Origin of the sequence: Lysobacter antibioticus HS124 (assembly GCF_000336385.2) — a bacterium.
Classification (GTDB): Bacteria; Pseudomonadota; Gammaproteobacteria; order Xanthomonadales; family Xanthomonadaceae; genus Lysobacter; species Lysobacter firmicutimachus.
Map to the genome: position 1 here is coordinate 49,824 of NZ_HG424460.1, position 21,249 is coordinate 71,072.

Genomic DNA, 21,249 nt, shown 5'->3' on the forward strand with positions numbered 1-21,249 from the left:
ACCGCGCTCGCTGCTTGCGACGGCATTCGTTTCCCTCCCGGATGCAATCCCATGGACGCCGCCCAGGCCCGCGCCCTGATCGAACGCTATATCGCCGCCTACAACGCCTTCGACATCGACGGGATGCTCGCGACCCTGGCGCCGCAGCTGCGGTTCGAGAACTGGAGCGGCGGCCAGCTGACCGCCGAGGCCGACGGCATCGAAGCGTTTCGTGTGTTGGCCGAACAGGGCGCCCAGTTGTTCGCGCAGCGCGAGCAGCGCGTGCTCGACCTGCGCCTGGACAGCGCCCGAGCCGAAGCCGACATCGGCTATCGCGGCCGGCTGGCGCTGGACCTGCCCGGCGGCCCGCCGGCCGGCACGGTGCTGGAACTGCAGGGCACCAGCGAGTTCGGCTTCGCCGACGGCCGCATCGCCCGCATCGTCGACCGCAGTTGAGCTGAGGGGCCCCGTCCGGCGTGTCCGCCATCGGGATGGCGGGGCGTGGCTTCGTCTAGTTCGCGTGCGCGTCCCCGCTCATTGCCACCAACAGCCGGAGCAAGCCGGGCTTCAGGATTACCGACGGCATTCATCCTTGGGGGGGCGTGCCGGTTGGCGTAGGCGCAGGCGCTTGCCGGAGCCCGTCGAACATCGTGCAGTAATGGCGTACATCGCCGCGTCTGTCGGTGTAGGGCGGATGCATCGCCAAGCATTTGTCCAGGGCCGATTCGCGTTGCGCGGCGGCCAGGACGGCGGGATCCCTTTCGGCCATGACGCCCAGAAGGCCGATGTAGCCCATCGACAGCATTCCTTCGTCTCGGGTCTCGATGCGCGTGAGCAAGCGGGCCGCCATCGCGGGAGTTCGCTCGGTCACGTAGCGTTGCGGAAATCCGATGTTGGGCGGATGCGAAGTGCCCATATTGCAGGCCACCAGATCCAGCAGTTCCTCATCGTCCAGTTCGCCCAACCGGGTGGCCAGCTCCTGTTCGTCCAGGTCCCAGGTGTTGGTCAGTCCGTAGCAGCTGGGTTCGGCCCAGCGCGGCGGAGCGCAGGCCGCCGCCAGGGCGGTAAGAAGCAGTATCGGCAGGAGTCTGGGCATGCGGCCGAATGTCTGGATCAAGCCGACCCGAGAAGCGGCATCGGCGGGGCGGGGTGTTTCTCTTTCGAGCCCCCGGGCCGATCCGGCGCGCAGACCAGATGAACGACGTCCGACGAGCGTTCGTACCGTCCCCAGGGCAGGACCAGATAGCGCTTTATATGCCAAGACCCGTGCAGGTCGAGCGGTACCATGTAGTCAGTCTCCACCAGGAACGGCCCTGCGACTGTTGCGGACACCATGTCGCGCGTCATCGCGACGGGGGCGCCTCTCATGCCCCTTCCGCGGATGCCTTTGCGTTGCAGGTCCTGAAACGTGTCGTCGGCGCAGGCGTCCAGGCTTTGCCACGCCGTGAGATAGCCGGCGCCGAGGACGAGCAGGCAAACCGTCGCCACGAGCAGGGTCTTTTTCCAAATGGTCACGCGGCGCTCCTTAGTTCCTCGAACGGGCACGTCGCTGCACGGCTCCGGCTGGCACGGTCATCACGGCGCATCACGGCGCGGTCGGCTCGACCTCTTCCGCCTCCACCCCGAATTCCATCTCCATGGCGATCCGTACCAAGGCCGGAAAAGCGAACCAGTACTGTCGCCTCACCGCGTCCTTGACGAAATCTTCGCCGAACATCTCGCAGTAATGACGTTGCTCCCATGGGGCCAGCCTGTCCCGATCTGCACGGAGCAGCGCGATCCTGTGCTTGAGCATCAGACGGCGGAAATCGCCGACATTGCCTATGCCGACAGCGGAAAGCTCCGTCACCAACTCATCGTACGGCGCATTTCCGTAATCGTTCCGCCGCGGGAATATCTTGGATAGGACGGCATGTATCGACGCTGCCGTCAGTGGGCGCTGATGGATCCTTTTGCGGGCCGATATTCGTCTCATGGCGTTCTATCGTGTCAAGGCGGCTTTACTGGAACGAATTGTCGGGCGCCGGCCGCTTGGGCGGCAAACAGTCGTGACCGCGGCTGACGATACTGCCCGCCAGCTGATAGCACTCGAACAGCTGGCGATCATTGCGGTAGCCGGAATACACCAGGAAGGATATGGCGCCGCCTCGCTGAGCCTGGCGGACCCGGCTGGGGGCGCCGGGCAGCCGGCCCAGGCGTATTGCCGCAACCGGGCCGTCGTCGGTACGGGCAAGGCGATAGACGTAGCCCTCATTGGCCGAAAGGTGGGCCAGTCCGGTAAAGACGAAGACGCCTTCCGGGTTTTCGACGATTCCATGGACGTTCTCGTTCAGCACCGTCTCCAGGTCGCCGTCGGCGTCCTGAAATACGAGCTTGCCGATCCATTCCCCGGCATCGGTTCCCGAGAGGCGGCCGCCGAACGCCTCGAGCGTGTGGTCCGCGACCACGACCCGATGCGGACGTTCGGGCACGGGTGCGGATTGCTCGGAGGAGCAGCCGCAGATCGCGATCAATGCCGTGAGCAGTAATGTACGGGACATGGGGTGGCTTCCGGAGCTCGACTTGCGTCGTCGTTCAAAGCGGGGTTCGGCCATGGAACCCGACAAACAGCGTTTTGAGATTGGCCGGCACGTGCGGCCAGCCTGTCCGTGCCGCGTCGGTTCCATGGGGCCAGAAAAGGTTCTCGACGTAGTAGACGTCGATGTACTCGTGCTCGATCGGGGAGCAGTCCAGCAGACGCTTGGACATGAAGGACAGGTAGGCGGTGCCGGTAGCGATATCGTTTTGGGCGAAGGCCTCGGTGGTGGCGATGGCGAACTGCTCCATCCGATCGGTGAGCATGATGCTGTCGTGGCGTTCCATGCGAGGCTGGATTTCTGGGAAGGCCTTGCAAATGTCGTTAAGAAAACGCTCGATGAGGGCGTTGTCGACAGCGGATTTCATGTCTGTTCCTGGAGTCCCGTTAGCCGAACCGAATCCGCCCGACGATGAGGGGACGGGCCGGCCTGCGGGCGAGTCCTAGACTAAGCCCTGGGCAGCGGGCGGCCAGCCAGATGCCGGATGCCAACAGACCCGCGCCGATGGCCACCTGACACGGCAACTCACCGATTGAGGGAGGCGGCCCGAACGGATCGTGGTCGTCGGCGAGCTGAGCGCCGCCAGGGTCGGCCATCGCCAGCAATGCGAAGACCAAGATGCCGGCTCCTAGCGACGAACCCAGATAGCCGACGACTTTGCTGATTCCCATGCTGCTGGCTCCAGGGGGCGTTGCGGTTGGGCGAGGAGTCGCTCGTCCGAGGGCTCAGCCGAGTTGGTTGGCGGAGCGAACCCAGGCCATGTCCTCGCAGTCCTCGCTCACCAGCACCCATCCAGCGCTCGGGGTGTCGAGCATGATGCCCTCGCCGAACTCGGACTTGAACCAGTCCGCACTGCCCGCCTCGTGTTCGGGAAACTGATCGGTGCTGATGATGAAGACGACCGTCGACAGCTCCTCGTCGCCGGACCAGCGAACCAGGTCGCCGATGCGTATTTCTGTGTCGGTTTCGGGATAGAAGAGGCGTTTCATGAGCGATCTGAAGTTGATTCGAACCATGCCGCCCAGCGCTGCGGCGGTGCATGCGTTGGAGGCTCTGAACTAGCGCGTCTCGTCGCGACGTCTGGTCCTGGTGGCCGTCGCATACAGGCTTAGGCCGATGACGATAAACGCTTGCATGAGCAAGCCCACCAGCCACCAGCGCGGCCAGACGAATCCGACCGCGATCGAGACGGCGCAAACGCCGGACACGAAGGCTTTCGCCGTCAGGCTCGCGCGGGTAGCCGCCAGGAACCAGAGCGTCGCCGCCATGGCGGCCAACAAGGCGGTCAGCGCGTACGGCATGGGCAGGATCGGTCCGATATCGGAAGGCGTCGTCGCCAGCCTACTGCATGGATCAGGGCGGGCGATCGGGCGGCACGTCCCGGAAGGCTGCGACCGCGATGCCGCCGGACGATCTTCGGCGCGGCCTCGCAGGCATGCGGCCGCAGCTCGCGAAAACCCGGATCCGGCGCAACGGCCTGAATCGTCCAGGCGAAAAAAAACCGACGAAGCATCGTCGGTTTTTTAGGACTTGGTGGAGCGGAGGAGGATCGAACTCCCGACCTTCGCATTGCGAACGCGACGCTCTCCCAGCTGAGCTACCGCCCCAAGTCAGGATGGGAAGTCTAACGGGGACGGACGCGTCGCGCTAGTCCCTGTTCGCGAGCAGGGGCGCCAGGGCCGGTTCCAGGGCGCTGCGGCGCCAGCCGGACAAGGCCTCCGGCCAGATGCCGTGGTCGAGCAGGGCTTCCAGCCAACGGCGCGAGGCGAGCACGCCGTCGGGCAGGCCGAGCGCGGCGCTGCGTTGGGCGACGGCGTCCTGCAATTGGCGCAGGCGCTGCTTGTCGCGGGTCTCGGCGACGGCGGCGTCGGGGGCCTGGTCTTCGTCGGCCAGCGGCGTCGACAGTGCGGTCCAGATCGCGTCGGCGAGCTTGCGCGGGGCCTTGGGGTGCGCGTCGAGCAGGCGCTGCAGGGCGTCGCGGTCGCTCGGGGCCTGCTTGGCCAGGGTCGCGGCGAGTTCGTTGTCGAGGATCCAACTGCGCGGCTTGTCGCTGTCGCGCGCGTAGCCGTCGCGCCAGCGCAGCAGGCGCAGCAGGCGGCGCTGCGCGGCGGCGTCGAGGAACTGGGCGCTGCGCATCGACAGGTGCGGCCAGCGCTCGGGCGCTTCGTTCTCGGCGTTGGCAACGGTGCGGGCGGCGTCCTCGGCCAGCCAGTCGCGGCGGCCGAGTTGGCCGAGCAGGCCGTCGAGGGCGTCGTGCATGGCGAACAGATGGCGCACGTCGTCGGCGGCGTACTCCAACTGCGAAGGCGAGAGCGGGCGACGCAGCCAGTCGGAGCGGGTCTCGCCCTTGGCCAGGGTCACGCCGGTGAGTTGTTCGACCAGTTTCTGGTAGCCCAGGCCGCCGCCGATGCCGGCCAGGGCCGCGGCTTGCTGGGTGTCGAACAGCGGCTTGGGCACCACGCCGCAAGCGCGCTTGAACGCGACCAGGTCTTCGCTGGGGCTGTGGGCGATCTTGAGGATGGCGGTGTCGGCCAGGATCGGCGCCAGCGCCTCGGCGATGCCCGGGCGCAGCGGGTCGATCAACAGGATGACCGGCTCGGCCTCGGCTTCGCGCTCGATCGCGATCTGCACCAGGGCCAGCTGCGGCCAATACGTGCGTTCGCGGATGAATTCGGTGTCCAGCCCGATCCGAGCGGGCTTGGGGTCGAAGTGCGCGAGCAGCGCGGCGGGCGTGGTGATCCAGTGGGGCATGAGTCGTCGTTCGGGGCGCGGCGGCCGGTGCGGTGCCGGGGCGGGCGACAATAGCCTACTTTCCGCGCCGGGGCGCGAAGCGCGACCGCCGGCACGCTCGGCGGGGCTGGCACGGGCGCCGCGGCGGCGGGAACGCGGGCTGCGTGGCGGGGTCGAAGCGCTATGCTGGGGCGGTCCTGGTCGGCGAGGTCGTGGGTTTGCGCGCATTGGTGGGTTCGGGCATCGCGGTGTTGGCGCTGCTGGTCGGGTGCTCCGACCGGGACGGCAAGACGTCCGCGCCGCCGGCCGCGACGCGCGCACCGATCATTACCGTCAGCGCCGATCAGGCCGTGTCGCCGGTGCCGGCCTGGCGCGCGCCGGCGGTCGCGGTCGACGCTGGCAATGCCGCGGCGCTGCGCAAGCGCGCCGCCGCCGCCCTGAGCGAGGGGGATTTGTACGCCAGCGCCGACTCGGCGATCCCGATCTATCTGGCCCTGCGCGAGTTCGCGCCGACCGACCGCCCGGTCGCGGTCGGCCTGGACCGGGCGGTGGCGCTGTTGCTGATGGAAGGCGAGGCCGCGCTCAAGCGCATCGACGATGAGCCGCTGGCCTTGCGCGAGGCGCACCAGGCCGCGGCGGTGGCGCGCGCGGTCGCGCCGGAGCATCGCAAGGTCGAGGCCTATCTGGAGCGGCTGGATCGCGCCGACGAAGCGCAGGAGGCCAATCGGCTCGGCGAGGTCGAGCTCAATGCCGGGCGCATCGGCGAAAGCGGGCAGGGCGGCGCGCTGGCGCGGTTCCGCGAGGCCTTGGAGCTGCGGCCCGGCGACGTGCGCGCGGCGCAGGGCATCGCCGCGGCCGAAAGCGCGCTGATCCGGCGCGCCGAGGTAGCGGCCGACCGCGACGATTACGCCGGCGCCGAGCGTTGGCTGGCCGCCGCGGCGCAGGTGCGGCCGAAGCTGGACACCGCCGCCGACGCCCAGGGCCGGATCGCGGCGCAGCGCCGCGCCCGCATCGGCCATCTGCGCGACGCCGGCATCGCCGCCCTGCCCAAGCTCGGCGGCATCGACGAGGCCCGCGGCAATCTGGCGACCTTGCTGCGCATCGCTCCGGCCGGCGATCCGGCGGCGATCGAGTTGCGCGAGCGGATCGAATTGGCGACCCACTACGGTTTGTTCCGCCCCGGCCAAGTGTTCACCGATGCGATGAATCTGGGCGGGCGCGGCCCGGCGATGGTGGTGATCCCGCATGGCGCGTTCCGGATGGGCGCCGACGCGGTCGAATCCGGTTCGAGCGATGCCGAGCGGCCGCTGCGCACGATCCGTTTCGACCGCGGCCTGGCGGTGTCGCGCTACGAGATCACCGTCGGCGAGTTCCGCCGCTTCATGAACGCCAGCAAGCACCGCCCGCGCGCCAACCGGCGCGGGTATTCCATCGCCTACGACGAACGCAGCGGCAACCTGGTCCGGCGCGGCGGGGTCGACTGGCGCTCCGACTATGCCGGCCGGCCCGCGGCCGACAACATGCCGGTGGTGCACGTCAGCGCCAAGGATGCGGTGGCCTATACCGAGTGGTTGTCGGCGATCACCGGCCAGCGTTACCGGCTGCCGAGCGAGGCCGAGTTCGAGTACGCCTTGCGCGCCGGCACCCAGGGCCGTTTCCCCTGGGGGGACGGGCCGCCGCCGGCGCGGGCCGGCAACCTGACCGGCAGCCTCGACGCCTCGCCCAGCGGCCGGCAGTGGCGCAACGCCTTCGACCGCTACGGCGACGGCGCCTGGGGGCCGGCTCCGGTCGGCCGCTACGCGCCGAATGCATTCGGTCTTCACGACATGGCCGGCAATGTCAGCGAGTGGGTGGCCGATTGCTGGCACGACAACTACCGGCGCGCGCCCCGCGACGGCGCGGCCTGGTTCAATCCGGGCTGCCGCACGCGGGTGTTCCGCGGGCCGTCGTGGTCGAGTTCGCCGGCGCAGTCGCGCGCGGCCTGGCGCCAGGGCACCAGCGCCGACACCACCAACGGCCGCCTCGGGTTCCGGGTGGTGCGGGAGATTTGACCGGCGCCGGTCGCGCGGCATGATGGCGCGATCGTCGTCGGCGATGGGGGCGGGCGGCGCGCGAGCGCCGCACGGCCGGTCAGCAACGAAGCGGGCGCGGGCCCGCAGGCAGTTTCGGGAGTAGGCAGATGCGGATCGATCCTATGGGCGGCGCGAGCCGCGGGCAGCGGCGCGGGTTCGGCGGGTTCCGCTGGTGGATCCTGGCCCTGTTCGCGGTCTATGCGGCATGGCAGTGGTTCGGCAGCGCCAAGACCGATCCCTACACCGGCGAGAAGGCGCACTACGGCACCACCGCCGACGAGGAAGTGCAGCTCGGCGCGCAGGCCTTCCAGCAGGTGCTGGGCGACGCCAATGCCCAGCGTGCGCTGTTGCCGGCGAACGCGCCGGAAAGCCAGGCGGTGCGCGAGATCGCCCAGCGCCTGATCGGCAAGGTGCCGCAGGTCGCCGAATCGCTGGCGGCGGCCAACCAGCAGACCGCGCCGACCGATTACCGCAGCTTCCAGTGGGACGTGGCGGTGATCGATTCGCAGGAAGCCAACGCCTTCTGTCTGCCCGGCGGCAAGATGGCGGTCTACACCGGCCTGCTGCCGGTGACCCAGAACGCCGACGCGTTGGCGGTGGTGATGGGGCACGAGATCGCCCACGCCCTGCTGCGCCACGGCTCGCAGCGCATGGCCCAGCAGAAGCTGGTGCAGATGGGCCAGATCGCCACCGGCATGGCGGTGGGCGGCATGGACCCGCAACAGCAGCAGATGATCATGGGCGCGCTCGGCGCCGGTGCCCAGTACGGGCTGATCCTGCCCTACGGGCGCAACCACGAGACCCAGGCCGACCAGGTCGGACTGATGCTGGCGGCGGCGGCTTGCTACGACCCGCGCCAGGCGGTACCGCTGTGGGAGCGCATGTCCCAGCTCGGCGGCGGCCAACGCCCGCCGGAGTTCGCCTCGACCCACCCGGACCCGGCCAACCGCATCCAGAGCCTGCAAGCGCTGATGCCGCGCGCGCTGCAGTTCTACCAGGCGAACTGCGCGAACCGGCCGTTGCGGTGAGGCTGAGGTAGCAGCGACGGCGACAGCAACTCCTTCCTGCCCCCCCCTTTTTCGAAGGGGAAGAACAGCGAAGGCTAACCACAGAACGAAAAAGCCCGCCGGTCGGCGGGCTTTTTCGTTGCGCGTGCGGCCTCGTCGTGCGTTGGAAGGAGGTCGGCATCGAACGGCCCCGGCTTCGGCCTTCACCAATCCCCCGTCCCCCATCCCTAATCCCCGCGTTCAGAAACTCATGAACAAGCCGCCGTTGACCGGAATATTGGCGCCGGTGATGAAACCGGCGTCGTCGGCGGTCAGGAATTCGACGGTGCGGGCGATTTCGCTGGGCTTGCCGAGGCGGCCGACCGGGACGGCGTCGATGATGCGGCTGCGGATGTCCTCGGGCACCGCCATCACCATCGCGGTTTCGCAGTAGCCGGGCGAGACCGAGTTGACCGTGACGCCCTTGCGCGCCACTTCGCGCGCCAAGGCCATGGTGAAGCCGTGCATGCCGGCCTTGGCCGCGGAGTAGTTGGTCTGGCCGAACTGGCCGGTCTGGCCGTTGACCGAGCTGATGTTGACGATGCGGCCGAAGCCGCGCTCGGCCATGCCGTCGACCGCGTGCCGGCACAGGTTGAACACGCCGTCGAGATTGACGTCCATGACCTCGTCCCACGCGCGCTTGTCCATCTTGCGCAGGCTGCCGTCGCGGGTGATGCCGGCGGCGTTGACCAGGATGTCGACCGAGCCTTCGCGTTCGAGGATGCGGCCGATCGCCGCGCCGCAGTCGTCGTAATCGGCGACGTTGGCGGCTTCGAAGCCCACGTCCAGGCCTTCGGTCAGGCGGCCGAACTCGGCGATGCGCTCTTTGCGCGAGCCCAGGTCGAGGGCGATCACGCGCCGGCCGGCGCGGGCGAGGGACTTGCAGATCTCGCTGCCGAGACCGCCGATACCGCCGCTGACGACGGCGATGCGCTTGTGCATGGGAACTCCGGAACGGGATGCCGGGCGCGGCGGGGTCACGCGCCCGCGAACCGCCCGCGGGCGGTCGCGATCGTGCTGGGCGCGCCGGCGGCGCGCAAGAAAAAAGCGCGGCTCAACGCTCGCGCTTGTCGGTCTTGTTCCGTGGCGTGGTCGGTTGGCCTACGCTGCCGGACAGGTTCTGCTGGAACTCTTTCCACAGGCTGAGGTTGCGCTCGGTGAGCTGATTCATCATCGCCCACGGGGTCTGGCCGAGCATGCCGCCCATCTGGTTGCGGAACTGCTGCTGCTGGTCCAGGAACAACTGCATCGAGCGTTCCAGGTAGTTGCCCATGAAGCCCTGCAGCGAGTCGCCGTAGAAGCGGATGATCTGGCTGAGCAACTGGGTCGACAGCACCGGTTCGCCGTCCTGCTCGTGCTCGGCGATGATCTGCAGCAGCACCTGGCGGGTCAGGTCTTCGCCCGAGCGCGCATCGCGCACTTCGAACTCCTCGCCGTCGACGATGAGCTGGCGCACGTCTTCGATGGTGATGTAGCTGGAGATCTCGGTGTCGTAGAGACGACGGTTGGGGTACTTCTTGATGACGCGGGTCGAGGCCATGGAGCTTTGGCTCTAAAACGTGGTGCCTTGCAGCATGGCTCAGGCCGCGAGGGCTTGCAACAGGGTCGGCACAATGAGCGCGACGGGCGGTCGGAACCGCCGCCGGACGCGGCGCCGTCCGGCCTGCGCACCGGAGACCTGAACAGGTCTCCGGCGGCGAACCGGTTTACCAGCCCATGTACTGACCGCCGTTGGCGGACAGGTTGGCGCCGGTGATCCAGCCGGCTTCGTCGGGAATGAAGAAACCGACCGCGTAGGCGATCTCTTCCGGCGTGCCCAGGCGCCCGGTCGGGATCTGGGCGATGATCTTGTTGCGCACGTCCTCGGGCACGGCCATGACCATGTCGGTGCCGATGTAGCCCGGCGACACGGTGTTGACGGTGATCCCGAACTTGGCGTTTTCCTGCGCCAGCGAGATGGTGAAGCCGTGCATGCCGGCCTTGGCCGCGGCGTAGTTGGCCTGGCCGTACTGGCCCTTCTGGCCGTTGATCGAGCTGATCTGCACGATCCGGCCCCACTTGCGATCGCGCATGCCCTCGATCACCGGGCGGGTGACGTTGAAGCAGGAATTGAGGTTGGTGCCGATCACGTCGGTCCACTGCTGCGCCGTCATGCGGTGGAAGGTGGCGTCGCGGGTGATGCCGGCGTTGTTGACCAGGATGTCGATCGGGCCGAGTTGGCGCTCGACCTCGCGCACCAGCGCTTCGGCCTGCTCCGGCGAGGACACGTCGCCCTGGGCGATGGCCACGTCGAAGCCCTGTTCCTTCAACTGCGCCTGCCAGGCGCGGCCCTTGGCTTCGTCTCGATAGTTGGTCGCGACCTTGTGCCCCATCTTGGCGAGGCGTTGGACGATCGAGGTGCCGATGCCACCGGTGCCGCCGGTGACCAGTGCAACGCGTGACTGCATGCTGTGCTCTCCATGACCGCGCAGCGCGGTATCGGCCCGATTCTAGACAGCATTCGGGGCCGGCGTGTTGTGCACAGCAGCGAGGGTCTCAGCACATTTTGGAATCTGTGCCGGACTGAACGAAACCCTGGCCTGGTCGAGCAATTGCGTGACAGTCGCTACCGCGGCCAGGGGCTCGGGGTCCTGGCCGAGCGCGTGCCAGGCGGCACGCAATGCGGGCAGCGGGTCGGACGGGTCCAGCGGCTGCGCAGCGTCGGACTTGGACAGCTTGCGTCCCTGCGCGTCGAGCAGCAGCGGCAGGTGGGCGTAGCGCGGCGTCGGCAGGCGCAGGGCGCGCTGCAGCAGGATCTGGCGCGCGGTCGAGTCGAGCAGGTCGGCGCCGCGGACCACGTCGGTGATGCCCTGGTCGGCGTCGTCCACCACCACCGCGAGCTGGTAGGCCCAGTAGCCGTCGGCGCGGCGCAGGACGAAATCGCCGACCTCGGCGGCTACGTCCTGGCGCTGCGGGCCGAGCACGGCGTCGTCGAAGCCCACCGTGGCGCCGTCGGCCACGCGCAGTCGCACCGCCGCTTGCGGCGCGGCGCGCCCGGGTTCGCGCGCGGCGGCGAGGCAGCGGCGGTGGATGCCGCCGGCGGCGGCCAGGTCGCTGCGGCTGCAGCGGCATGCGAAGGCCAGCCCGCGTGCGAGCAACTGGTCCAGGGCGGCGCGGTAGAGCTCGCCGCGCTCGCTCTGGCGCCGCACCGGCTCGTCGCTCTCCAGGCCGAACGCGGCCAAGGCGCGCAGCTGGCGTTCGGCGGCGCCGGGAACTTCGCGCGGCGGATCGAGGTCTTCGATACGCACCAGCCAGGCGCCGCGGTGGTGGCGCGCGAGCAGCCAGCTGCCGAACGCCGCCAGCAGCGAACCCGGATGCAGGTCGCCGGTGGGCGAGGGCGCGAAGCGGCCGCGGTAAGGCGCGGGCGCGGCCGCGCCGGGGCTGGCCGGGCCCCCGGCATGCTCGGGTGGGAACGAAGGATGTCCGGACAATGAACGAGCGCTCGGGCGACGGCGGGGACGATACGGATTCTCGTTGAATTAACGGCGGGTTCGCCACATTTGAGGACGAGCGGCGGCGACGCCGCACCGACAGGGAGGTCGCCCGAAGCCGCGCATGGTGCGCGGCAACCAAAGCAAAGTACGACCATGTTCAAACGCATAGCGCTGTTCCTCGCCACCAACCTGGCCGTGCTGATCCTGCTCGGCGTCGTCATGTCGGTGCTGCAGAACGTATTCGGCATCCGCCTGGGCAACAACGGCGCGATCCTGGTGATGGCCGCGGTGTTCGGTTTCGGCGGCTCGCTGATTTCGCTGCTGATGTCGAAGTGGATCGCCAAGCGGACCACCGGCGCCTACGTGATCGAGCAGCCGCGCAACGCCGAGGAGCGCTGGCTGGTCGAGACCGTGCGCCGCCAGGCCGAGGCGGCCGGCATCGGCATGCCTGAGGTGGCGATCTACCAAGCGCCGGAAATCAATGCCTTCGCCACCGGCGCCAACCGCAACGACGCGCTGGTCGCGGTGTCGACCGGGTTGCTGGGCGCGATGACCAAGGACGAGGCCGAGGCGGTGCTCGCCCACGAGGTCAGCCACGTCGCCAACGGCGACATGGTGACCATGGCCCTGATCCAGGGCGTGCTCAACACCTTCGTGCTGTTCGCCGCGCGCATCGTCGGCGGCTGGATCGACGCCATGCTCAACGGCGGCCGCGAATCGCGCGGGCCGGGCGTGTTCTATTTCGTCGTGGTGATGGTGCTGGACGTGGTGTTCGGCATCCTGGCCAGCATGATCGCCATGGCGTTCTCGCGTTACCGCGAATTCCGCGCCGACGCCGGCGGTGCCCGCCTGGCCGGACGCGAGAAGATGATCGCCGCGCTCAAGCGCCTGTCGCTGACCTACGGCGAGAGCACCCTGCCGAACCAGGTCCAGGCCTTCGGCATCAGCGGCGCGGTCGGCCACGGCCTGTCCAAGCTGCTGCGCAGCCACCCGCCGCTGGAGGAGCGCATCCAGGCGCTGATCGACGCGCCGCAGGAGCGGTCGAGCGGTCGGACCGTGGTGCGTTGAGCGAAGGGCGGGGAAAGGCAAGAGCACATCCCGCTGGCCCCTTTGCAACGCTGGGGCAGCGAAGGCGGCTCCGCCAACGGCCGGGTTTCTAGAGCCATCGGCCGCCGCCGCCCGACTACGATGAAACAACAAAAAACCCGCCAGACGGCGGGTTTTTTGTTGCTCGCAGGCCCCGGCTTTCTTAGCCCTTCCCGAATCCCGAATCCCAGCCTCACTGGAAGTCGTAATCCATCTCCGGCCCCGCCGCGGCCAGGAAGTGCCCCTGGGCGTAGTCGATGCCGGCGCCGAACAGCAGGCTCATGCTGGCCGCGTCCTGGACGAACTCGGCGATGGTCTGCTTGCCCAGCTCGCGCGCCTTGTCGGCGATGTCGCGGACGCGCTGCTGGTGGTCGGGGTTGCCGGTCAGGTCTTCGATGTAGCCGCGGTCGATCTTGAGGAACGCGGCGTCGAAGTGGTTGAGCAGCTGGAACGAGTTGAGGCCGGCGCCGAACTGCTCCAGGCCGATGCGCACGCCGTAAGGGGCGATGCGCGCCTGCAGTTCCTGCGCCGCGCGCAGGTTGGTGAACACCTTGGACTCGGGCAGCTGCAGCACCAGCAGCTTGCCGTCGGCGCCGTACTTGGCCAACTGTTCGACGATGTGCTGCTGCAGGCTTTCGTCCTGCAGCGAGGCCTGGGTGATCTTGACCAGCAAGGTGGTGCGGCGGCCCTGGCGCATGCGCTCGCCGATGATCTGGATCGCCTTGCCGACCACCCAGCGGTCGATCTCCCACAGCAGGCCGTGTTCCTCGGCGATCTGCAGGAACGACAGCGGCTGCACCAGCTCGCCGCCGGCTTCGCCCGGGGCCGCGCTCTGCATGCGCAGATAGGCCTCGTACATCTCGATCGGCTCGCCGTGCAGATTGATCAGCGGCTGGTAGTTCATGACGAAGCGATCGGCGTCGAGCGCGTCGCGGATGCGCGCGACCCAGGCGGCGATGCGCTCTTCCTCGGCGCGGTCGACCGCGCCGGGGTCGAACAGCTCGCTGCGGTTGCCGCCGACGTCGCTGGCCGACTGCAGGCATTGGCTGGCCTTGCCGAGCACGGCGGTGATGCTGGCGATCTTCTCGCCGATCTGCACGCCGCCGAGGCTGGCGGTGGCGCTCAACGCCAGCGGGCCGGCCTCCAGCACCTGGTCGGCGAACGCGGCGCGGATGCGCTCGGCCAGCGCCGCGGTGTGGCTGTGGTCGCTGTGCCGGGTCAGCACCGCGAACTGGTGCTCGGCGAAGCGCGCGACCACGTCCTCGGCGCCGATCGCGGTGCGCAGGCGTTCGCCGCAGGCGGCGATGAGCTGGTCGGCCTGGTCCAGGCCGATTTCCTGCAGCAACTGGTTGTAGTGGTCGGGCTCGATCAGCAGCAGGCCGTGGTGGGCCGAGTTCTGCGCCGCATCGGACACCGCGTCTTCCAGCGCGCGCAGGAAAGTGGCGCGGTTGAGCAGGCCGGTGACCTGGTCGCGCTGGCGCAGCGCTTCGACTTCGCGCGCCAGTTCCGGGTCGACTTCCTGCCGGCGCAGCACCACTTGCAGGCAGTGCTCGCCCTCGTAGGTGGCGGGGGTGAACTCCATCACCGCCGGGAAGGCGTTGCCGTCCAGGGTGCGGGCCTGGGTCTCGTAGCTCGGCGGCGGCGGTTCGCCCTTGCTGAGCTGCTTGAGCAATTGCTTGAAGCCGTCGACCTGGCCGGGCGCGACCAGATCCAGCAGCGACATGCCTTCGATCTCTTCGAAGGACTCGAAGCCGAACATCTCCAGGTACGCCGTATTGGCGCGGATGTGCATGCCTTCGTGGATGTAGGCGATCGGGTCGCGCGAGGAATCGATCAGCGCGTCGCAGCGGCGCTCGGTCTCGCGCACCTGGGCTTCGAGCCGGCGCAGCGAGCGGCGCGCTTCCAGGTCGGCCCATTCGGCGCGCACCGCGTTCTGCAGATGCGCCAGATTGGAGCGCAGCACCACGCCGCGCGCGCCGATTTCCAGCGCGCCGAGCAGGATGGCGTCGTCGACGGTGTCGGTCAGCACCAGCACCGGCAGGTCCTTGCCGCTGGCGTCGACGCTCTGCATCAGCTTGGACAGGGCGACGTTGCGCGAATCGCGCGAAGCCAGGACCAGGTCCGGCGGATGCTGCAGGATCAGGGCCGCGACTTCCTGTTCGTTTTCCGGCCGCGTCGGCCGTACTGCGATGCCGCTGTTGCGCAGGCCGCTGACGATGGCCTCGGCCGCCTCGACGCTGTCGTCGACGATCAGCAGGCGCAATACCATGTCTTTGCCGAATTGCATTGACCACCTCCGTGGGCCGGGTTTATGACATGAAGGACCGGCCTCGTCCATGCAAGGTCGAAAATCTGTGACCTGTTGTTGGGTTCGATCCGCCGCGACCTGACAGGGCCGGCGCATGGCGGCGCCGGTCTGCGGTTTCGCGTCGTTCCCCGATCAAACCCCGACCAGATTACAACCTTACAACGGTCGCTTGCCGGGATCGCCTGCCACTTCTCGCACCAGCTTGGGCACCAGGTAGCCGGAGATGCGCGCGGCCAGGGCGCGGTGCAGGGCCAGGGCGCGTTCGTCGGCGACCTCGAAATGGGCCGAGCCCTGGACCCGGTCGAGCTGGTGCAGGTAATAGGGCAGCACGCCGGCGGCATAGCTGCGTTCGCTGAGCGCGGCCAGGGCGTCGACGTCGTCGTTGACGCCGCGCAGCAATACCGCCTGATTGAGCAAGGTGGCGCCGGCGGCGCGCAGCCGGCCCATGGCGGCGTCGACCGAGGCGTCGAATTCGGCGGCGTGGTTGGCGTGCAGCACCACCGCGACCGGCCAGGGCAGTCCGCGCAGCCAGGCGACCAGCTCGGCGTCGACGCGCTCGGGCAGGACCATCGGCAGGCGGGTGTGCACGCGCAGGCGGCGGAGGTGCGGAATCGCGGCCAGGGCCTGGGTCAGCTCGGCCAGCTTGGGGGTGGCCAGCGACCAGGGGTCGCCGCCGGACAGGATCACCTCGTCGATGCCGGCGTCGGCGGCGATCGCCGCCACCGCCTCGCGCCAGCCGGCCGCGGCCGCGGTTTCCTCGGCATAAGGGAAGTGGCGGCGGAAGCAGTAGCGGCAGTGGATCGCGCAACTGCCGGTGGCGATCAGCAGGGCGCGGCCGCGGTACTTGCGGATCACGCCGTGGCCGGCCTTGGCCGCGCCGTCGCCGACCGCGTCCAGGCTGAAGCCGGGCATGGGCCGCATTTCCTCGTCCAGCGGCAGCACTTGGCGCAGCAGCGGGTCGGCCGGGTCGCCGTGGCGCATGCGGGCGACGAAGCCGCGCGGGACCCGCAGCGGAAACTGCGCCGCCGCCTCGTCCGACAGGCCCAGCGCCGCCTCGTCCAGGCCGAGCAGGGACAACAGCTCGCGCGGATCGCGCAGGGCCTCGCGCCAGGCCGCCTGCCAGCGGGCGCCGGGGCGGTCGGGGGCGGGCGGCTGCATCGGGGCCGGGGCTGCGGTTATCATGTCGGGCTGGTTCGGGTGGCCGGATCTGCCGGCGCCGGCCCGGGCCGTAGGCCGGGGCGGGCGCGCAGCCCGACATTCTAGCCTTACCCGCCCGATCGCGTTCCCGAGCGGCGCACCGTGGCGGCGTGGCCGAGCGCCGGCCTGCCGCAGCGCGGGGCGCCGCCTCATTACTTTCCAAATTCGCAGGAGCTTCAGCATGGCCAGCTTAGGCATGAACGACGTCAAGACCGGACAGAAGATCCTGGTCAACAACGACCCGTGCATCATCACCGAGACCGAATACGTCAAGCCGGGCAAGGGCCAGGCCTTCACCCGCGTCAAGTACCGCAGCATCAAGTCGGGCCGCGTGGTCGAAATGACCATGAAGGCCACCGACAGCGTCGAACAGGCCGACGTGGTCGACACCGACATGCAGTACCTGTATTCGGACGGCGAGTACTGGCACTTCATGAACCAGGAGTCGTTCGAGCAGGTCCAGGCCGACAAGGCCGGCATGGGCGGCGCGGAGAAGTGGCTCAAGGGCGAGGAAGAATGCGTGGTGACGCTGTGGAACGGCGTGCCGATCGCGGTCCAGCCGCCGAACTTCGTCGAGCTGAAGATCACCGAGACCGATCCGGGCGTGCGTGGCGATACCTCGGGCGGCGGCGGCAAGCCGGCGACCCTGGAAACCGGTGCGGTGGTGCGCGTGCCGCTGTTCGTCGGCCAGGAAGAAGTGATCAAGGTCGACACCCGCTCGGGCGAGTACGTCAGCCGAGTGAAGTAAGCCGGTCCGTTCCGCGGCCGCCGCCGGCGGTCGCGGGCGGCCGCGCAAGTCCCGCCGCCGGCCGCGCCTGCGGCGCGGTTTGCCGGCATTGCCGCTTTCGCCGCCGCCTGCGCGGCGCGGGCGAGGGCGGCGCACAATGCCTTGCGGCGACGCCGCGGCGCTGCGATGCGCAGCGTGCCCGACGCCACGACCCGTACGCGGACGGCGACCCCGGCCGCGTTTTCGCAATACCCGGCCGACCCGGCCCCGGGCGGTCCGACCCTCCGAGCGAGCGCAGATGACGACCGAAGCCCAAGCCATTCCCTGCGACCTGTTGATCGAAGCGGGCTGGGTGGTGCCGGTCGAGCCGCATGCGGTGGTGCTGGAAGCCCACGCCGTCGCGGTGCGCGGCAGCCGGATTCTCGAGGTCCTGCCGGTCGCCGAAGCGCGGGCGCGCTACGCACCGGCGGAAACCGTTTCGCGGCCCGACGCGGCGCTGATCCCGGGGCTGGTCAACGCCCACACCCACAACCCGATGACCCTGCTGCGCGGCATCGCCGACGATATGCCGCTGATGGAGTGGCTGCAGGGCCATATCTGGCCGGTCGAGGCGGCGGTGATCGGGCCGCAGTTCGTCGAGGACGGCATCGCCCTGGCGATCGCCGAGATGCTGCGCGGCGGCACCACCTGCGCCAACGAGAACTACTTCTTCCCCGACGTGCAAGCCGCGGTGTACAAGCGCCACGGCTTCCGCGCCCGGGTCGGCCTGCCGGTGATCGATTTCCCGACCGCCTGGGCCAAGAGTTCGGACGAATATTTCGACCGCGCCGGCGAAGTGCACGATCTGTGGCGCGACGATCCGCTGGTCGCGACCGCGTTTGCGCCGCATGCGCCGTACACGGTCAGCGATGCGAACTTCGAGCGCATCCGCATGCTCGCCGACCAGCTCGACCTGCCGATCCACCTGCACACCCACGAGACGGCGCAGGAAGTCGTCGACTCGATCAAGCTGCACGGCCAGCGCCCGATCGCGCGCCTGGACCGCCTCGGCCTGATCAGCGACCGCCTGATCGCGGTGCACATGACCCAGCTCACCGACGCCGAGATCGAGCTGTGCGCGCAGCGCGGAGTCAGCGTGGTGCATTGCCCGGAATCCAACCTCAAGCTGGCTTCGGGCTTCTGCCCGGCGTGCAAGCTCGAGCGCGCCGGGGTCAACCTGGCGATCGGCACCGACGGCTGCGCCAGCAACAACGACCTGGACATGTTCGGCGAGACCCGCACCGCGGCGCTGCTGGCCAAGGCCGTGGCCGACGACGCCAAGGCGCTGGACGCGTTCCGCGCCCTGCGCGCGGCGACCCTCGGCGGCGCGCGCGCGCTCGGCTACGAGAGCCGGATCGGCACCATCGAAGCGGGCAAGCAGGCCGACCTGGTCTGCGTCGATCTGTCGCAGCTGGAGACCCAGCCGCTGCACCATGTGGTCTCGCAGCTGATCTACGCGACCGGGCGGCATCAGGTCAGCGACGTCTGGATCGCAGGCCGCGCCAAGCTGCGCGAGCGCGTGCTGGTCGACATCGACGTCGCCGGCCTGCTCGCCAACGCGCGCCAGTGGCGCGAACGCATCGCCGCGATTTGAACCTGCGGCGCTCGCGCGGCGTTAACACCGCGGCGCGGGCGCTTGGCCACACTAAGCGACGGCGGCGCCGCTTCGGCGCCGCCCGACCGGCGAGGACGCGAACCGCGCCCGCGCCGCCACCGACCGGCGACGGTCCGAACGGTAGACACCATGAGCGCTCACAGCACCGCCCCCCAATCCGGCGACACCGGCGACACGGCCTCCGCAGGCGGCGAAAACTTCAGCCAGGCCGAGTTGGACAAGTTCGGCGCCCTTGCCAATCGTTGGTGGGACCCGCAGGGACCGCAGAAGCCGCTGCACGCGATGAACCCGGCGCGGCTGGGCTATGTCGCCCAGCGCGTGGAATTGCGCGAGGCGCAGGTGCTCGACGTCGGTTGCGGCGGCGGCCTGCTCAGCGAGGCCCTGGCCGCGTCCGGCGCGCAGGTGATCGCGATCGACCTGGCGCCGGAGCTGATCAAGGTCGCCAAGCTGCACCGGCTGGAAACCGGCGTTGCGGTCGACTACCGGCTGCAGTCGGTGGAAACCCTGGCCGAGCAAATGCCGGCACAGTTCGACGCGGTCACCTGCATGGAAATGCTCGAGCACGTGCCCGATCCGGCGGCGATCGTTCGCGCCTGCGCCAAGCTGCTCAAGCCCGGCGGGCGCCTGTTCCTGTCCACTCTCAACCGCACCCCGGCGGCGTTCGCGCTGGCCATCGTCGGCGCCGAATACGTGGCCCGGGTGCTGCCCAAGGGCACTCATCAGTACCGCGATTTCATCAAGCCCTCCGAGCTGGCGGGTTGGCTGCGCGAGGCCGACCTGCAGCTGGAAGACGTCAGCGGCCTGATGTACGAACCCTGGCGCAACGCGGCGCGGGTGATCTCGCGCACCGACATCAACTACCTGGCCTGCGCGCGCAAGCCCGAGGACGCGGCATGAGTGCGGCCGCGGCGGCCGTCGCAGCGTTTCCGAAGGCGGCCTTGTTCGATCTCGACGGCACCTTGCTCGACAGCGCGCCGGACATGCTCGCGGTGGCCAACCGCATGCGCGCCGCGCGCGGCGTCGGCCCGATGCCGCTCGATGCGCTGCGTCCGCACGTGTCCAAGGGCGCGCGCGCCATGCTCGGCGCGGCGTTTCCGGAACTGGACGCCGAGGGGCGCGACGCGCGGGTGCGCGAGTTCCTCGACCTGTACGAAGTCGAGCTCGGCCTGCACGGCGCGCCGTTCGCCGGCGTCGAGGCGATGCTCGGCCAGCTCGAGGCGGCCGGCTGCGTATGGGGCATCGTCACCAACAAGCCCGAGTACCTGGCGCGCAAGCTGATGCCCCTGCTGGGCTGGGAAACCCGCTGCGCGGTGCTGATCGGCGGCGACACCCTGGCCGCGCGCAAGCCCGATCCGCTGCCGCTGACCGTGGCGGCCGAACGCATCGGCATGACCGCGGCGGATTGCGTCTACGTCGGCGACGACGAACGCGACATCCTCGCCGCTCGCGCCGCCGGCATGCCCTCGGTGGCCGCGCTGTGGGGCTACCGGCTTGACCACGACGACCCGCTGTCCTGGCAGGCCGACGCGATGATCGAGGCGCCGGCGCAATTGCTCGCCGCCGACGCATGGCCGGCGACGCGATGAGCGCCGCCGGCGAGGCCGACGAGCAGGCCCTGCACGAATTCGCCGGCAAATGGCGCGCGCGCTGGCCGGAGTGGTCGGTGGCCGAGGTGTTCGTGCCGCGCGCCGAGCGTGCCACCGCGCTGGCCTGGGCCGCGCTGCAGCAAGAGCTGACCGATGCCGCCTGGGGCGGCAGCGACGCCGCGCCGGGCGAGGCCAAGCTCGGCTGGTGGATGGAAGAACTGCAGGGCTGGACCCAGGGGCGGCGACGCCATCCGCTGGGCCTGGCCCTGCAAAGGCGCCCGGCGCCGTGGGCGGCGCTGGCGGCGGCCCTGCCGGGCCTGCGCGACAGTCGCGAGCGGCCCGGCGACCGCGGCGAGGCCTACGACGCCTTGCGCCCGCTGGCCGAGGCCGCGGCCGCGATCGATGCGGTCCTGTTCGAGCCGGTGCCCGGCCAGTTGCCGGTCGCCGCGGTACCGGCGATCCAGGCCGCCCTGCTGGAGGCGCGCCTGCTGCTGCAGGGCGACGCCGCCGTGCCGCTGAGCGTGGTCGCGCGGGCCCTGGCGCGCCCGGGCGAGGGCGCCGCGGCGGAATGGGGCCGGGAACTGCTGGCGCAATGGCCCCACGGCGGCGGCGCCACGGTGCCGCGACGGCTGTGGACGGCCCTGGCCCGGACCCGCCTGCAGCGCGGCGATGCGGCCCGCCCGCTGTCGCCGTGGACGGCGTTGCTGGCGGCCTGGCGCGGGGCCCGCAACTGAGCGTTGCAGGGCCGGGGCCGGGCCGGCCGTCCCCAGCCGCTAGAATGGCGGCGTTGCGTTCCCCCCACGCGCCCCCATTTC

General features: G+C 69.7%; 24 protein-coding genes and 1 tRNA gene. 10 read left to right on the forward strand and 15 right to left on the reverse strand.

The window, feature by feature from the left end:
- The first annotated feature begins 51 nt into the window (after nt 1-51).
- The gene (locus tag TX83_RS05005; RefSeq protein ID WP_064746836.1) at nt 52-435 is read left to right on the forward strand and encodes a nuclear transport factor 2 family protein; all 384 of its coding nucleotides are present in this window, start codon (nt 52-54) and stop codon (nt 433-435) included.
- 130 nt (nt 436-565) lie between these two features.
- Here the strand turns inward: TX83_RS05005 and TX83_RS05010 are convergent, their stop codons facing one another.
- The 7 genes from TX83_RS05010 to TX83_RS05040 form a co-directional block, all read right to left on the reverse strand.
- A complete protein-coding gene (locus tag TX83_RS05010; RefSeq protein ID WP_064746837.1) occupies nt 566-1,075 on the reverse strand; it encodes a hypothetical protein in 510 nt (169 codons plus the stop codon).
- A gap of 17 nt (nt 1,076-1,092) precedes the next feature.
- Complete coding sequence (locus tag TX83_RS05015; protein WP_064746838.1) at nt 1,093-1,494, reverse strand: hypothetical protein; 402 nt, start codon at nt 1,492-1,494, stop codon at nt 1,093-1,095.
- Between the two features lie 70 nt (nt 1,495-1,564).
- Complete coding sequence (locus TX83_RS05020) at nt 1,565-1,828, reverse strand: hypothetical protein (protein WP_141233358.1); 264 nt, start codon at nt 1,826-1,828, stop codon at nt 1,565-1,567.
- A gap of 151 nt (nt 1,829-1,979) precedes the next feature.
- Nucleotides 1,980-2,519 (reverse strand): hypothetical protein, encoded by a 540-nt coding sequence (locus TX83_RS05025; protein WP_141233359.1) that lies wholly within the window; start codon nt 2,517-2,519, stop codon nt 1,980-1,982.
- A 34-nt stretch (nt 2,520-2,553) separates the two neighbouring features.
- Nucleotides 2,554-2,922 carry a DUF7674 family protein gene (locus TX83_RS05030; RefSeq protein ID WP_064746841.1) on the reverse strand — a complete coding sequence of 123 codons (369 nt, stop codon included), beginning with the start codon at nt 2,920-2,922 and terminating at the stop codon, nt 2,554-2,556.
- A 19-nt stretch (nt 2,923-2,941) separates the two neighbouring features.
- Nucleotides 2,942-3,226 (reverse strand): hypothetical protein, encoded by a 285-nt coding sequence (locus tag TX83_RS05035; RefSeq protein WP_064746842.1) that lies wholly within the window; start codon nt 3,224-3,226, stop codon nt 2,942-2,944.
- Nucleotides 3,227-3,280: 54 nt separating this feature from the next.
- Nucleotides 3,281-3,544, reverse strand: a complete 264-nt coding sequence (locus TX83_RS05040; RefSeq protein WP_064746843.1) for a hypothetical protein — start codon at nt 3,542-3,544, stop codon at nt 3,281-3,283.
- A 145-nt stretch (nt 3,545-3,689) separates the two neighbouring features.
- Here TX83_RS05040 and TX83_RS22555 point away from each other — a divergent pair, with 145 nt between their 5' ends.
- Entirely contained in the window at nt 3,690-4,082 is a 393-nt protein-coding gene (locus TX83_RS22555; RefSeq protein WP_141233360.1) for a hypothetical protein, read from the forward strand.
- 4 nt (nt 4,083-4,086) lie between these two features.
- Here the strand turns inward: TX83_RS22555 and TX83_RS05050 are convergent.
- Nucleotides 4,087-4,162 (reverse strand) — tRNA-Ala (locus TX83_RS05050).
- 40 nt (nt 4,163-4,202) lie between these two features.
- On the reverse strand, nt 4,203-5,306 hold the full coding sequence (rnd, locus tag TX83_RS05055; RefSeq protein ID WP_064746845.1) for a ribonuclease D: 1,104 nt from the start codon (nt 5,304-5,306) through the stop codon (nt 4,203-4,205).
- Between the two features lie 143 nt (nt 5,307-5,449).
- Here rnd and TX83_RS05060 point away from each other — a divergent pair, with 143 nt between their 5' ends.
- Together TX83_RS05060 and TX83_RS05065 are read left to right on the forward strand one after the other, a co-directional pair.
- Nucleotides 5,450-7,336: a formylglycine-generating enzyme family protein gene (locus TX83_RS05060; protein WP_261370016.1), complete on the forward strand. Its 1,887-nt coding sequence runs from the start codon at nt 5,450-5,452 to the stop codon at nt 7,334-7,336.
- Between the two features lie 128 nt (nt 7,337-7,464).
- Nucleotides 7,465-8,385, forward strand: a complete 921-nt coding sequence (locus tag TX83_RS05065; RefSeq protein WP_064746846.1) for a M48 family metallopeptidase — start codon at nt 7,465-7,467, stop codon at nt 8,383-8,385.
- A gap of 219 nt (nt 8,386-8,604) precedes the next feature.
- Here TX83_RS05065 and phbB (TX83_RS05070) read toward each other — a convergent pair whose 3' ends face one another.
- The 4 genes from phbB (TX83_RS05070) to gluQRS all read right to left on the reverse strand — a co-directional run bounded on the left by phbB (TX83_RS05070) (nt 8,605) and on the right by gluQRS (nt 11,762).
- Nucleotides 8,605-9,345 carry an acetoacetyl-CoA reductase gene (phbB, locus tag TX83_RS05070; protein WP_064746847.1) on the reverse strand — a complete coding sequence of 247 codons (741 nt, stop codon included), beginning with the start codon at nt 9,343-9,345 and terminating at the stop codon, nt 8,605-8,607.
- A 112-nt stretch (nt 9,346-9,457) separates the two neighbouring features.
- The gene (gene phaR, locus TX83_RS05075) at nt 9,458-9,943 is read right to left on the reverse strand and encodes a polyhydroxyalkanoate synthesis repressor PhaR (protein WP_064746848.1); all 486 of its coding nucleotides are present in this window, start codon (nt 9,941-9,943) and stop codon (nt 9,458-9,460) included.
- Between the two features lie 166 nt (nt 9,944-10,109).
- Nucleotides 10,110-10,850, reverse strand: a complete 741-nt coding sequence (phbB, locus tag TX83_RS05080) for an acetoacetyl-CoA reductase (RefSeq protein ID WP_064746849.1) — start codon at nt 10,848-10,850, stop codon at nt 10,110-10,112.
- A gap of 42 nt (nt 10,851-10,892) precedes the next feature.
- Nucleotides 10,893-11,762, reverse strand: a complete 870-nt coding sequence (gene gluQRS / locus TX83_RS05085; protein WP_064746889.1) for a tRNA glutamyl-Q(34) synthetase GluQRS — start codon at nt 11,760-11,762, stop codon at nt 10,893-10,895.
- A 267-nt stretch (nt 11,763-12,029) separates the two neighbouring features.
- On the opposite strand from gluQRS, the gene htpX reads away from it, so the two are divergent.
- The gene (gene htpX / locus TX83_RS05090; protein ID WP_064746850.1) at nt 12,030-12,944 is read left to right on the forward strand and encodes a protease HtpX; all 915 of its coding nucleotides are present in this window, start codon (nt 12,030-12,032) and stop codon (nt 12,942-12,944) included.
- 211 nt (nt 12,945-13,155) lie between these two features.
- Here htpX and TX83_RS05095 read toward each other — a convergent pair whose 3' ends face one another.
- Together TX83_RS05095 and epmB are read right to left on the reverse strand one after the other, a co-directional pair.
- Complete coding sequence (locus TX83_RS05095; protein WP_064746851.1) at nt 13,156-15,249, reverse strand: EAL domain-containing response regulator; 2,094 nt, start codon at nt 15,247-15,249, stop codon at nt 13,156-13,158.
- Nucleotides 15,250-15,426: 177 nt separating this feature from the next.
- On the reverse strand, nt 15,427-16,452 hold the full coding sequence (gene epmB / locus TX83_RS05100) for an EF-P beta-lysylation protein EpmB (protein ID WP_064746852.1): 1,026 nt from the start codon (nt 16,450-16,452) through the stop codon (nt 15,427-15,429).
- A gap of 196 nt (nt 16,453-16,648) precedes the next feature.
- Between epmB and efp the strand changes: the two genes are divergently transcribed.
- The 5 genes from efp (at nt 16,649) to TX83_RS05125 (ending at nt 21,168) form a co-directional block, all read left to right on the forward strand.
- A complete protein-coding gene (gene efp, locus TX83_RS05105; protein ID WP_064746853.1) occupies nt 16,649-17,215 on the forward strand; it encodes an elongation factor P in 567 nt (188 codons plus the stop codon).
- Between the two features lie 277 nt (nt 17,216-17,492).
- Nucleotides 17,493-18,827 (forward strand): TRZ/ATZ family hydrolase, encoded by a 1,335-nt coding sequence (locus TX83_RS05110; protein WP_064746854.1) that lies wholly within the window; start codon nt 17,493-17,495, stop codon nt 18,825-18,827.
- A 150-nt stretch (nt 18,828-18,977) separates the two neighbouring features.
- Nucleotides 18,978-19,745, forward strand: a complete 768-nt coding sequence (gene ubiG / locus TX83_RS05115) for a bifunctional 2-polyprenyl-6-hydroxyphenol methylase/3-demethylubiquinol 3-O-methyltransferase UbiG (RefSeq protein WP_064746855.1) — start codon at nt 18,978-18,980, stop codon at nt 19,743-19,745.
- Nucleotides 19,742-20,434 (forward strand): phosphoglycolate phosphatase, encoded by a 693-nt coding sequence (locus tag TX83_RS05120; RefSeq protein ID WP_064746856.1) that lies wholly within the window; start codon nt 19,742-19,744, stop codon nt 20,432-20,434. The genes ubiG and TX83_RS05120 overlap by 4 nt, the downstream gene beginning before the upstream one ends.
- Entirely contained in the window at nt 20,431-21,168 is a 738-nt protein-coding gene (locus TX83_RS05125) for a hypothetical protein (protein WP_075575013.1), read from the forward strand. Before TX83_RS05120 ends, TX83_RS05125 begins: the two co-directional genes overlap by 4 nt.
- Nucleotides 21,169-21,249: the final 81 nt, after the last annotated feature.